Annotated in this window: 9 protein-coding genes; 6 read left to right on the forward strand and 3 right to left on the reverse strand. The window is 71.4% G+C overall.

Annotated features, from left to right (window positions below; all coding sequences use genetic code 11):
* Positions 1 to 15: 15 nt before the first annotated feature.
* On the forward strand, positions 16 to 705 hold the full coding sequence (locus AB0I51_RS04350) for a copper homeostasis protein CutC (RefSeq protein ID WP_362971287.1): 690 nt from the start codon (positions 16 to 18) through the stop codon (positions 703 to 705).
* Positions 706 to 740: 35 nt separating this feature from the next.
* Here AB0I51_RS04350 and AB0I51_RS04355 read toward each other — a convergent pair whose 3' ends face one another.
* Entirely contained in the window at positions 741 to 1,922 is a 1,182-nt protein-coding gene (locus tag AB0I51_RS04355) for an MFS transporter (RefSeq protein ID WP_362971289.1), read from the reverse strand.
* A gap of 105 nt (positions 1,923 to 2,027) precedes the next feature.
* Here AB0I51_RS04355 and AB0I51_RS04360 point away from each other — a divergent pair, with 105 nt between their 5' ends.
* The gene (locus tag AB0I51_RS04360; protein WP_362971291.1) at positions 2,028 to 2,357 is read left to right on the forward strand and encodes an ArsR family transcriptional regulator; all 330 of its coding nucleotides are present in this window, start codon (positions 2,028 to 2,030) and stop codon (positions 2,355 to 2,357) included.
* Here AB0I51_RS04360 and AB0I51_RS04365 read toward each other — a convergent pair.
* Positions 2,354 to 4,429: a UvrD-helicase domain-containing protein gene (locus AB0I51_RS04365; protein ID WP_362971293.1), complete on the reverse strand. Its 2,076-nt coding sequence runs from the start codon at positions 4,427 to 4,429 to the stop codon at positions 2,354 to 2,356. The genes AB0I51_RS04360 and AB0I51_RS04365 overlap by 4 nt on opposite strands.
* 280 nt (positions 4,430 to 4,709) lie before the next feature.
* On the opposite strand from AB0I51_RS04365, the gene AB0I51_RS04370 reads away from it, so the two are divergent.
* Positions 4,710 to 4,892 (forward strand): hypothetical protein, encoded by a 183-nt coding sequence (locus tag AB0I51_RS04370; protein WP_362971295.1) that lies wholly within the window; start codon positions 4,710 to 4,712, stop codon positions 4,890 to 4,892.
* A gap of 32 nt (positions 4,893 to 4,924) precedes the next feature.
* Here the strand turns inward: AB0I51_RS04370 and AB0I51_RS04375 are convergent, their stop codons facing one another.
* Positions 4,925 to 6,568, reverse strand: coding sequence for a DNA repair helicase XPB (locus tag AB0I51_RS04375; protein WP_362971297.1), 1,644 nt, complete (start codon positions 6,566 to 6,568; stop codon positions 4,925 to 4,927).
* Between the two features lie 208 nt (positions 6,569 to 6,776).
* On the opposite strand from AB0I51_RS04375, the gene fxsA reads away from it, so the two are divergent.
* From fxsA to fxsT, 3 genes are all read left to right on the forward strand, one after another.
* Positions 6,777 to 6,959, forward strand: coding sequence for an FxSxx-COOH cyclophane-containing RiPP peptide (gene fxsA / locus AB0I51_RS04380; protein ID WP_362971299.1), 183 nt, complete (start codon positions 6,777 to 6,779; stop codon positions 6,957 to 6,959).
* Between the two features lie 188 nt (positions 6,960 to 7,147).
* On the forward strand, positions 7,148 to 8,545 hold the full coding sequence (gene fsxC / locus AB0I51_RS04385; RefSeq protein ID WP_362971301.1) for an FxsC protein: 1,398 nt from the start codon (positions 7,148 to 7,150) through the stop codon (positions 8,543 to 8,545).
* The gene (fxsT, locus tag AB0I51_RS04390) at positions 8,529 to 12,551 is read left to right on the forward strand and encodes an FxSxx-COOH system tetratricopeptide repeat protein (protein WP_362971303.1); all 4,023 of its coding nucleotides are present in this window, start codon (positions 8,529 to 8,531) and stop codon (positions 12,549 to 12,551) included. The genes fsxC and fxsT overlap by 17 nt, the downstream gene beginning before the upstream one ends.
* Positions 12,552 to 12,597: the final 46 nt, after the last annotated feature.

The following is a 12,597-nucleotide window of genomic DNA, read 5'->3' on the forward strand; positions in this document are numbered from 1 at the left end:
GACGGAAGGGGTCCTATGAGCACGCGTGCAGTCCTGGAGGTGATCGCCCTCGGCGCCGAGGACGCGATCGCCGCCCAGGCCGGAGGCGCGGACCGCCTCGAAGTGGTCACCGACATCGCGGCCGACGGACTGACCCCGCCGGTCGAGACCTTCGCCGCGATCCGCGCCGCCGTGGACATCGACCTGCGCGTGATGATCCGCCTCGCGGACGGCTTCGCCGCGGGCGACGTGCACCGGCTGGTACGGGTCGCCGGGGAGCTGAGGACCGCCGGCGCCGACCAGTTCGTGCTCGGGTTCCTCGACCCGGACGGCTGCGTCGACCTGGACGCGGTGGAACGCGTCGTCGCCGAACTGGACGGCTGCGCCTGGACGTTCCACCGCGCGATCGACCGCGCCGCCGACCGCGACGCCCTGCGCAAGCAGCTCGCGGACCTGCCCGGCCTCGACACCTACCTCACCGCCGGCTCGGCCGACGGCGTCGACGACGGCCTCCCCGCACTGCTCCGCGAGGCGGCCCTGCACGGCGAACCCGGCTACGAACAGCGCATCCTGGTCGGCGGCGGCCTTCGCCTGGACCACGTCCCCACCCTGCGCGCCGCCGGAGTCGACGCCTTCCACATCGGCGCCGCCGCCCGCCCGGAGGGCTGGGAGCGGCCGGTGTCGGCGGCGGCGGTGGGCGAGTGGCGAGCGGCGCTCGACGGCTGAGACGCGGTCAGCCGTGCCGGGCGCCGTGCGCGCCCTCAAGCGCGCGCCGGTTCCGGGGTCTTGGTGGACGTGTGTGGCTGCGGTACCGGCCGTGTCGTCAGGGCCGCGACGCCCGTGGCCAGCAGGGCGAGTCCTGCCCCCGCCAGCAGGAACCAGCGGTCGCCGAAGAGGCTCAGTGCCAGGCTGCCGGTGCCGCCGGCCGCGGCCATGCCGAGGTAGAGGGTGCTGCTGTTGAGGGAGATCAGCACGGGTGCGTTGGCGGGGTCGAGCGAGGTGACGCGGGCGATCTGGCCGACCATGATGGACCAGCCGAACACCGGGGCGAGCGCGGAGGCGACGAGCGCGGTGGGCATGGTGCGCAGCGTCCACGGAGAGGCGGCAGCCAGCGCCACGTAGGCCGTGCTCGCCGAGAGGATCACCACCCGGGGTCCCCACCGGTCGATCAGCCGCCCGCTCGCCGTCGAGCCCACGACCGCCGCGCAGCCGGACAGCAGGAGCAGCAGGGTCAGCCGGTCCTGGGAGCCGTGGGTCGCCGGGTGGGTGGCCACCGTGTAATAGATGTACGTCGTCTGGAAGGCCAGGAAGACCAGGAAGGTGGTGCCGGCCGCGCCCAGCACCCGGCGGTCGGCGAGCGGGGCGAACCGCGCGCGCAGGCTCAACGCGGCTGCGGGCTGCGGGAGTTCGGGCAGCAGCGTCGCCAGACCCGCGAAAGCGGCCACGCCGAGCCCGGTCACCAGCCACATCGTGAGCCGCCAGTCCGTACGGCCGATCCAGGTGCCCAGCGGCACCCCGAGCGCGGTCGCGACGGTCAGCCCGCCCATCACCACCGCGATCGCCCGCCCGCGCCGCTCGGCGGGCACCAGGGTCGTCGCGACGGCGTTCGCGGTGGGTGTGTAGAGGGCGGCTCCTACGGCGGCCGGCACGCGGGTGGCCAGCAGGGCGTCGTACGAAGGGGCCAGTGCCGTAAGGGCGTTGGCGGCGCTGAAGACGGCGAGTGCCGTGAGCAGGGCGCGGCGACGCGGCCAGCGGGCGGTGACGGTGGCCAGGGTCGGGGCGAGGACGCCGTAGGACAGGGCGAAGACGGTGACCATCTGTCCGGCGACCGAGATGGAGACGTCCAGATCGCGGGCGACGAGCGGCAGGATGCCGGCCGTCACCATGCCGTCGGTTCCGACGGCGAAGGTTCCGAGGGCGAGCAGGAGCAGGCGTAGGCGCACGAGTCCCCCAGGTGCGTCCGGCGCAGGGCTGCGCAACGGTTTGACGTTGGCCAAACAATAAGGACTGTTGGATGATTGTCAAACGGTACGGAGAGGGGTGCGCGCGTGAGCGAGGCGGAGAGCGAGTGGCTGCCGCAGCCGGACGTCGAGGACATCGAGCTGGTCAAGGTGTTGCAGGCGCTCGGTGACCCGGTGCGGCTGGGCCTCCTGAAGGTGTACTCGACGGGGAAGCAGTTCAGCTGTGCGCCCGACGCGCTCGGCGTCGCCCATCTGCACAAGTCGACCGTCTCGCACCACTTGAAGATCATGCGCGAGGCCGGGCTCACCTCGACCCGGGCCGCCGGCCGCAACCGCTATGTACAGCTGCGGCGGGACGACCTGGACGCGAGGTTCCCCGGCCTCCTGGACTCTCTGATCAAATCCCTGCCCGATTAGGCGAGTTGGGGCGGCAGCGGGGCCGCGTGCGTGACGATCAGGCCCGACACCGCTCGGGTCAGAGCGACGTACAGGCGGCGCAGGCCGGTGCGTTCGTCCGGTTCGCCGTCGACCACGGCCTGCGGCTCGTCGAGGACCACGTAGTCGTACTCCAGGCCCTTCGCGAGCGAGGCCGGGACCAGCGTCAGACGAGTGTCCACGGTCGTCTCCTCGCCGGGGTCGATGTAGCCGATGCCCGCCGCCGTCAGGGCCTCCGCCAGTTCGCGGACACGGGCATCCGCCGCGATCAGGCCCGTCGAACCCTCGTTGCGCAGCAACTCCTCGCAGGCGGCCACCACTTCGGCCGTCCCGGCGGTCTTGCGGAGGTCGAAGAAGCCCGGGTTCTCACGGACCGAGGCGACCGGGGTCAGGCCCGGCGCGATGTGGGGGAGCAGCCGGGAGGCGTAGGTGATGACGTCCGTCGGCACACGGAAACCGGCCGTCAACTCCTCGATCACACCGTCTGACTTGCCGAGATGGGCCAGCGCCTCGTCCCAACTCCGCGTCGCCCAGGGCGTGGTGCCCTGCGCCAGGTCGCCGAGGACGGTCGCGGAACCGGTGGTGCAGCGCCGGCCCACCGCCCGGTACTGCATGGGGGAGAGGTCCTGCGCCTCGTCGAGCACCACATGCCCCAGCGAGTGCGTCCGCTGGACGATGTCGGTCGCCTCGTCGATCAACACCGCGTCCGCGGCAGCCCACTTGGCGGCCTTCACGCTCCGCACCGGCTTCGCCCAGAGGATCGTCTTCTGCTCGTCCTCGTCGAGGATGCCGTCCGCGTGCACGGCGAGGAAGTCCGCGTCCGTGAGCAGCCGCAGCACCAGCTTCTCCGGCTCGACCGGCGGCCACACCGCCTTCACGGCCGCCTTCACCGCCGCGTTGCGCGCCACGGCGTCCTGCACCCGGTCGTCCGGTGCCTCTCCCGACCGCTCCATCTGCACCAGCACGGCATGCGCGATGCGCTGCGGCAGGGCCTCGCGGGCGGCGCCGTAGCGGATGTCGCGGTCGAGCAACTCCCGCACGATGGCTTCGAGTTCGTACGCCGGGACCCGCCAGCGGCGCGAGCCGCGCACCACCATCAACGGCTCGGCCGGCATGCTCACATGCGAGTACACGGCCCTGCGCAGGACCTCCGCCATCCGCGCGTCGCCCTTGATGACGGCGACCGGTGCCTCGTCCGTGCCGCGCACCTCGACATGGGCGACCAGGTCGTCGACCGTGCCCTGGCGGACCGTCAACTCACCGAGTGCGGGCAGGACCTGCTCGATGTAGTGGAGGAAGGACTTGTTCGGCCCGATGACGAGGGTGCCGGTGCGGGCGAGGCGCTCGCGGTGGGCGTAGAGGAGGTAGGCGACGCGGTGCAGGCCGACGGCGGTCTTTCCGGTACCGGGCCCGCCCTGCACACAGACGGTCCCGCCGAGTCCCGACCGCACGATCTCGTCCTGCTCGGGCTGGATGGTGGCGACGATGTCGCGCATCGGGCCGACGCGGGGCCGCTCGATCTCCTGCTGGAGCAGCTTGCTGGTCGCGGCGGCCTCGGCCGGGTCCATGAGGTGCTCGTCCTCGTAGGCCGTGAGGTCGCCGCCCGTGTAACCGAAGCGGCGGCGCAGCGAGATGTCCTGCGGGTCCTTCTTCGACGCCCGGTAGAACGGCTGCGAGACCGGCGCCCGCCAGTCGATGACCATCGGGTCGCCGTCGCCGTCGTGCACATGCCGGCGCCCGATGTAGAACTGCTCGCCCTCCGCGCCCTCCGCCTGCTCGGCGCCGGGTGCGTGCAGGTAGTTGAGGCGGCCGAAGAACAGCGGGGTGTCGCTGAGGTCGGCCAGCGCCTTGATGCGCTCGTCGATCTGGCGGGCCAGCACCTCGGCGTTGACCCAGTTTGCCGTGACGTCCTTGATGTCGAGCGACTCGACGTCCTCGCGCATGGCGCGCAGCGCGGAACGGGAGGAGGCGAGGTGGCTGCGTTCGCGGGCGAGAGGGTCGTCGAGCGCGTCGTCGAGGGGAGCGCCGACGGGGTCGGTGGCGGGCGTGGACAAGGGGGTGCCTCCGGAGGGCCTGCTGGTGCGGCTGCTGGGTGTGTGCTCGATGGGTGCCGACCGGTTTCCGTCCGGGCGGCGGCACTCCCTGCGGGGAGGCGGGCAAGAGCGGAGAGTTTAGTGAGGCGGGCCAGGTGGGTGCCAATCGTTTTTCGTCCCCTGGGGGACACCCCCTCCACCCAGGAGGGGAACGGGTCAGCCCGGAGGCGTACACGGGCCGCCCGCAGGTTGGCTCTCTGGACCGATGCCGGCCTTATGTCCCAAGTCGCACCATGGATTCATGAGCGCAGCAACCATCCACCCGGTCCCCGTCCGCCCGTCCGGTGCCACACCGGCGACCGGCGGCAGCCACCACCATCGCCTGGGCAATGCCCTGCGCGCCATAAAAGTGTTCGCGGGCGCCGCGTTCAGCGTGGTCGTCCTCGGAGAGTACGGCGAGGAAGCGAGCATACGCCGTAAGTGACCGCTGGGGTCACTCACGGCGATCCCCGATGCTCAGTTCTCCGCGAGGATCTCGTCCGCGTCCATGATCCGGTACGCGTACCCCTGTTCCGCCAGGAAGCGCTGGCGGTGGGCGGCGAAGTCCTGGTCGATCGTGTCGCGGGCGACGACCGAGTAGAAGTGGGCCTGGTGTCCGTCGGCCTTCGGCCGAAGTACCCGCCCGAGGCGTTGTGCCTCCTCCTGGCGGGAGCCGAACGTGCCGGAGACCTGGATCGCGACGGTCGCCTCCGGCAGGTCGATGGAGAAGTTGGCGACCTTGGACACGACGAGCACGCTGATCTCGCCCTCGCGGAAGGCGCCGAAGAGCTTCTCCCGCTGCGCGTTGGACGTCTCGCCCTTGATCACCGGCGCGTTCAAGTGCTCGCCCAGCTCGTCGAGTTGGTCGATGTACTGGCCGATGACGAGAATCTGCTGACCGGCGAAGCGTCGCACGATCGCCTCCGTGACCTTCCGCTTCGTCGCGGTCGTCGCACAGAAGCGGTACTTCTCCTCGGCCTCGGCGGTGGCGTACGCGAGCCGCTCGGAGTCCGTGAGATTGACGCGCACCTCCACACAGTCGGCGGGCGCGATGTAGCCCTGCGCCTCGATCTCCTTCCAGGGCGCGTCGAACCGCTTCGGCCCGATGAGGGAGAACACGTCCGACTCCCGGCCGTCCTCGCGCACGAGGGTCGCCGTCAGCCCGAGGCGGCGCCGCGCCTGGAGGTCGGCGGTGAACTTGAAGACGGGCGCGGGCAGCAGATGCACCTCGTCGTAGAGGATCAGCCCCCAGTCACGGGAGTCGAACAGCTCCAGGTGCGGGTAGATCCCCTTCCGCCTGGTCGTCAGCACCTGGTAGGTGGCGATGGTGACGGGCCGGATCTCCTTCCGGGTTCCGCTGTACTCGCCGATCTCCTCCTCGGTCAGGGAGGTCCGCTTGATCAGCTCGTGCTTCCACTGCCGGGCGGAGACGGTGTTGGTGACGAGGATGAGCGTGGTCGACTTGGCCTGCGCCATGGCCCCCGCGCCGACCAGGGTCTTGCCGGCCCCACAAGGCAGCACGACGACACCGCTGCCGCCGTGCCAGAAGTTCTCCACGGCCTGCTTCTGGTAGGGCCGCAGCGCCCACCCGTTCTCGTCCAGCTCGATCGCGTGCGCCTCGCCGTCGACGTACCCGGCGAGGTCCTCGGCCGGCCAGCCCAGCTTCAGCAGCACCTGCTTGATCTGCCCGCGCTCGGAAGGGTGCACGGCGACGGTGTCGGGGTCGAGCCGGGCGCCGACCAGCGGGGCGACCCGCTTCGAGCGCAGGATCTCCTCCAGCACCGGCCGGTCGGTGGTGGTGAGGACGAGCCCGTGCGCCGGGTGCTTGGAGAGGGTGAGGCGGCCGTAGCGGTCCATGGTCTCGGCGATGTCGACCAGCAGCGCGTGCGGCACGGGATACCGGCTGTACTCCACCAGCGCGTCCACGACCTGCTCGGCGTCGTGCCCGGCGGCCCGCGCGTTCCACAGCCCCAGCGGCGTCACCCGGTAGGTGTGGATGTGCTCGGGCGCCCGCTCCAGCTCGGCGAACGGCGCGATGGCTCGTCGGCAGTCGTCGGCTCGCTCGTGATCGACTTCGAGCAGGAGCGTCTTGTCGGACTGGACGATGAGAGGACCGTTCACGTAATACATCCTTCCGCGCGAGCCAAACCTCCAGTGTGCCTCATGCCGTGCGACCCGCGGGCGTTGCCGAGAGTGACAGAGCGAGCGCGGCTGTGGTGTCCGCAATCACAATCCCTATAGGGTGCGCGTGCGCCGGATCCCTCATGGGGTGCGGAAGTTTCCGCGTGCCCCGGCCCCGGCAGTGCACGCGTTTGTACAAAGGATGCCGATGGACGCTAGCGCCCGTATCGACTCATGCCTGCTCGATGTCGCAGACCTGAGTATGGACGCGCTGGACGGGCTGCTTGAGGAGCTGCCCGACACCGTGCTGGGCGCGATGCTGCGACGCGTGGTGGACGAGGCGGTCAACCCGGTCGGTGTACCGTACGCCGCTTTCGACTCCTCCATCTGAGCCCCTCCCCGCATCCCCTCTCTGCATCCCCCTCCCCGAATCCTCCTCCCGCGCCCGCGTTTCCCACACCCCGGACGGGTGTCCGAAGCCGATCGCTTGAGGCGCCGCCGCGCTGGGTATGACCGGGACGTGCTCCGGCTAACAGGTGGCATACCGTCAGGTCGGCCAGGGAGGCATCGGGGGGCGACTTGGTTCAGGAGCCGTATTTCTTCCTCAGCTATGCGCGGAAGGACGATCGCGACGAGTTCGTGAAGCGGTTCTACGACGATCTCGTGCTGGAGCTCCGCCGGATCGGTGCCGACCCGGCGGCCCAGCCGCCGTTCAGGGACGTGGAGCGGCTCGGTCTGGGCGCGGACTGGGCCCGGGTGCTGGGTATGGCTGTCGGGCACTGCCGCGCCTTCGTCGCGCTGTACTCCCCGACCTATCTGAGCAGCGAGTACTGCGGAAAAGAGTGGACCGCCTTCCGCGAGCGGCTCCAGGAGTACCGCCGCGAGACCGAGATCGACGTCCCGGCGCTCGTACCGGTGCTGTGGGCGCCCATGGACGGCGAGGTGCCGGACGAGATCGCCCGCTTCCAGTACCACGAGGCGGGCATGGGCCCGGAGTACTCCACGCACGGCCTGATGCACATCCTGCGCACCGACCCGACGGGAGAGGCGTACCGCAGGGTGGTCGAGAAGATCGCCGTGCGGGTGCGGATCGCCGCGGACCGGTTCCGGCTGCCGTTCACCCCCGGCCTCGACCTGGGCGGCGTGCGTGGCCTGTTCCCGGTGGCCGGGCCGCAGCGGGCCGCCGCACCGGGCGACGGGCACGTCCAGGTCTTCCTGGCCGCCGGGGTCGCCGACCCGCTTCCGGAGGGACGGAACCGGCCCGAGTACTACGGGCGCTCGCCGCGGGAGTGGACGCCGTACCACCCGCCCAAGCACCCCACGGTCGCCCACCGGGCGCAGAAGGTGATCGTGCAGGAGGGGTACACCAGCAACATCGAGGTCGTCGACGACGGACTGAGCGGCCGCCTCGACGAGACGATGGTGAACAACCAGACGAGCATCCTGCTCGTCGACCCGTGGGCCGTGCGCACCGAGACCTACCGGGACGCCCTCGCCGGCTACGACGCCCAGAACCGCCCGGCCACCGGTGTCCTGGTGCCTTGCCACGACGCCGACGAGGAGTCAGGCGACGAGGCGATCTGGCGGGACCTCAGCCAGGTGTTCTGGCGCAACTGGCGCCGGCGGAACGACCCGAACGATCCGCTGTTCCGGGTCCGGGTCGGCGCGGAGGAGTTCGAGGACCAGCTCGCCGTGATGCTGGCGGTGGCGCAGAACCGACTGATGGAGATGGAGAGCACCACCCCCTTGCGGCGGCTTCCGGCGGGGCCGCCCCCGCCTCCGCTGAGCGGCCTCACCATCCCGGCCGAACCGACCGGCCCCCACCCTCCGCCCATGGGCCCACGCCCGGCGGTCCCGCACCCGCAGGAACCACCCCGGGACTTCGGCGGCCACGGCACCCGCGGCCCCGAGGAGCCGGCCGGCCAACCGCCCCCGACCCGCGACCAAGGACACAACGACGATGACCAGTACGACTGACGGACCGGGCAAGATCGTCACGTTCTACTCGTACAAGGGCGGCACCGGACGCACCATGGCGCTGGCCAACGTCGGCTGGATCCTCGCCAGCGGTGGCCATCGGGTGCTGCTGGTCGACTGGGACCTGGAGGCCCCCGGCCTGCACCGCTATCTGCACCCGCTGCTGGTCGACCCCGAACTGCGCTCGTCCAACGGCCTGATCAACATGATGCAGGCCTATGTGCGCACCGTGCTGCGCCCCCAGGAGCCCACCGTCCGCACAGGCGTCGGCGGCCCCGAGCCGCACTCGGCGGGCCGCACGGCCACCGCCGAGGCCGACGACTGGCTGCGGGCCGCCGCCGACCCGGCCCCGTACACCCTTGGACTGCTGCTGGAGCTGCCCTCCGGCGGCCGGCTGGACTTTCTGCCCGCCGGGCGGCAGTCGGCCGCCTACTCCGCCGCCGTCACCAGTTTCAACTGGCACAGCTTCTACGACCGGCACTTCGGCGGGCACTTCCTCCAGGCCCTGCGCGAGGAACTGATCTCCACCTACGACTACGTGCTGATCGACAGCCGGACCGGTGTCAGCGACACCTCGGGCATCTGCACCATCCTCCTGCCCGACATCCTCGTCGACTGCTTCACCATGAGCGTCCAGAGCATCCGCGGCGGTGTGGACGCGGCAGCCGCCGTACAGCGCTCGGCACCCCGCCCCATCAGGGTGCTGCCGGTCCCCATGCGGGTCGAGGAGGCCGAGACCGAGCGGCTGGAGGCCGGACGGGACTACTGCCGCACCGAGTTCGAGCCCTTCCTGGACTGGTTGCGGGACGAGGAGCGCAGCCGCTACTGGGGTGAGATCGAGATCCCCTACAAGGCGTTCTACGCCTACGAGGAGATCCCCGCGACCGTCGCCGACCGGCCGCACCAGGAGCGCTCGCTGCTCACCGCGTTCGAGCGGCTCACCGAGTGGATCTCGGAGGGCCGTGTGCGGCGGCTCGCCCCCCTGCCCGCCGAGCGGCGCGCCGAACTGCGCACCGCCTATCTGCGCGTCCCCCGCACCCTGCCCACACAGATCTACGTCAGTTACGCGCCCCTCGGCCGCATGTGGGCCGAGTGGGCGGCGGAGGCACTGGAGTCGGCCGGCTACCAGGTCTCGCTGCACGGCACGGTCGGCCCGGACAGCGGCGTCATGCCCGAGGTGGCCGGCACCCTGAACGGCCTGGGCCGCGTGCTGGCCCTGCTGTCGCCGGAGTACGCGGTCCAGCCGCGGTCCGTCGCGGTCCGTCTCCAGCTCGCCGGGCACGAGACGGCCGGCGGCCCCGGCCTGGTCGCCGTCCGCCTCCAGGACCTCGCCCCGCAGGCCGCGGAGCCCTACCTCGACAGCACGGCCGCCGACTTCAGCCGCAGCGGCCCGGCCGAGGCCTTCGAGCAACTCCTGGCCGTCCTGGGGCCGCCCCCGAACCGGCGCCTCCCGGACGGTTCGAGCCCGCCGCTCGACACCGTTCTGCCCACCTTCCCCGGCTCGATCCCGGTGGCCCAGCGCCTGCCCTCCCGCAACCTCGGCTTCACCGGACGCGGTCCGCTGCTGGAGCGGCTGCGCGACCACTTCACCGCCGGACCCGCCGCCGCCGTGCCCAGCCAGGTGCTGTACGGCCTCGGCGGCATGGGCAAGACGCAGACCGCCCTGGAGTACGCGCACCGCTACAAGTCGGCCTACGACGTGGTCTGGTGGATGAACGCGGCCCAGCCCGGCCTGATCCGCTCCGCCCTCGCCGACCTCGCCCCCTATCTCGACCTGGAGGAGGGCGAGGACGTCGGCAGCACCGCCGAGGCCGTACTGCGGGCCCTCGGACAGGGACTGCCGTACAAGCGCTGGCTCCTGGTGTACGACAACGCGGGCAGCCCCTCAGAACTCGACGGCCTCCTTCCCGAGGGGCAGCCCGGCGGGCATGTGCTGATCACCTCGCGGGACCGGGCCTGGGTCAACAGCGTGGGCCGGGCCGAGGTGGAGGTCTTCACCCGCGAGGAGAGCGTCGAGCTGCTGCACACGTTCAGCCCGCAGCTCGCCGCCGAGGACGCCGAACAGGTGGCCTACGAACTCGGCGACCTGCCGCTCGCGGTGGGACAGGCGGCGCTCTGGCTGAGCCAGAGCAGCATGCCGGTCGACATCTACCTCGCCCGGCTCCGCGAGCGCCCCATGGACATCCTCGACCACACCCCGCTTCCGCCCCGCGAGTACCCCAACTCCGCGGCCCGCACCTGGCAGATCGCGGTGGAGGAACTGCGGGAACGGAACCAGGCCGCCGCCGAGATGCTGGAGATCTGCTCCTTCTTCGGCCCCGACCCGATCCCCATGCGGCTGCTCTACAGCCGCGCCGTCACCCACACCCTCACCCTGGACGAGCACGAGCCCCGCGACGAGATGGCCGTCGCCCAACTGCTGCGCGCCCTCAACCGGTTCGGGCTCGCCCGCAGCGACCAGGGCAGCGAGACCCTGACCGTGCACAGGCTGGTCCAGGCGGTCATCCGGGACGGTGTCGGCGCCCAGCGCTGGAGAGAACTGCGCGGGGTCGTGCACACCGCGCTGGCGGACGCCAACCCCGGCAACCCGGAAGCCACCACCGACTGGGACGAGTACGACGAACTCCTGCCTCATCTGGAGCCCTCGCGCGCCGCCTCCGACCCCAACCCCGAGGTCCGCAAGCTGATCATCGACTCGGTGCGCTACCTGTGGAAGCGCAGCCTCTACGGCACGGCCCACGACCTAGCCGTACGCACCCTGGAGCGCTGGGCGCGGCCCGGCTTCCCGGGCGGTGACGGCGACGACGTGCACACCCTGCTGCTGCGCACCCAGCTGGGCAACGTACTGCGCTCGCAGGGGCGGCTCGTGGAGGCGTACGAGGTGGACTCCGACGTACTGCGGCGCTTCACCGCGACCAAGGGGGTCGAATACCCGGCCACCCTCGCCGCGGCCGGCAACGTCGGCGCCGACCTGCGCGCCCTCGGGCGCTACCAGGAGGCCCGCGAACTGGACCGGAACACCTGCGAGGTGGCGGTCCGGGAGTTCGGCGAGGACCACCAGCGGACCCTGATGTACACCAACAACCTGGGCATGTCCGAGTACCTGGCGGGAGACCGCCTGGCCGCCCTCGACCTGCACCGCTCGGCCTACGAACGGCAGCGGCAGAACCAGGGCAGCATGAAGCCGCGCACCCTGAACCTGGCCAACAACTACGCCCGCGACCTGCGCGAGACCGGAGAGCTGGGTGAGGCGCTGCGGCTGCTGGAGACGACCACCCGGCTCTACCAGCAGGTCCTCGGCGACGGGCACAGCGACACCCTGCGGGCCCGCAAGAACCTGGCCGTCGCACTGCGCCGCGACGGCCGCTACGCCGAGGCCCACGACATCGACCACGACATCTACAACCGCTACCTCCTGGCCCACGGCGCCGACCACTACGACACCCTCGCCGCCGCCTCCAACCTGGCCAGCGACCTGGCCGCGCTCGGTGACACCGCGCAGGCACTGGACCTGGCCGAGCGGGCCCTCGCCCGCTACAAGGACTACCTGGACGAGGAACACCCGGTCACCCTGGTCTGCGCCAGCAACATCGCGGTCTACCTGAGGCTGCGGGACCGAAAGGAGGAAGCGCTCGCGTTCTCGGCACGCACCCTGGAGCAACTGCGCAGAGTCCTCGGCGAGTCCCACCCCTACACCCTCAGCTGCATGCTCAACCACGCCAGTGACCTGGCGGCGGCGGACCGGCTCCAGGAGGCCGCCGACCTGGAGACCACGGCGCGGGACGGGCTGCTGGCCGCCCTCGGGCCCGACCACTACGACGTCATCGGCAGCACCTCCAACCTGTCGCTCAGCCTGCGCGCGCTGCACCGTACGGAGGAGGCGGACAACCTGCGCGAGGACGCCCTGGAGCGGGCCAGGCGCACCCTGGGGGCGGAACATCCGACCACGCTGGCGATCACCCGAGGGGTGCGGCTGGACTCCGACATCGAGCCGCCGACCACCTGACGCGGCCGGCCCCGGCCGGCCTCGCGACCCGGCGTGCACGGGAGCT

This window comes from Streptomyces sp. NPDC050549 (assembly GCF_040655035.1).
GTDB lineage: Bacteria > Actinomycetota > Actinomycetes > Streptomycetales > Streptomycetaceae > Streptomyces.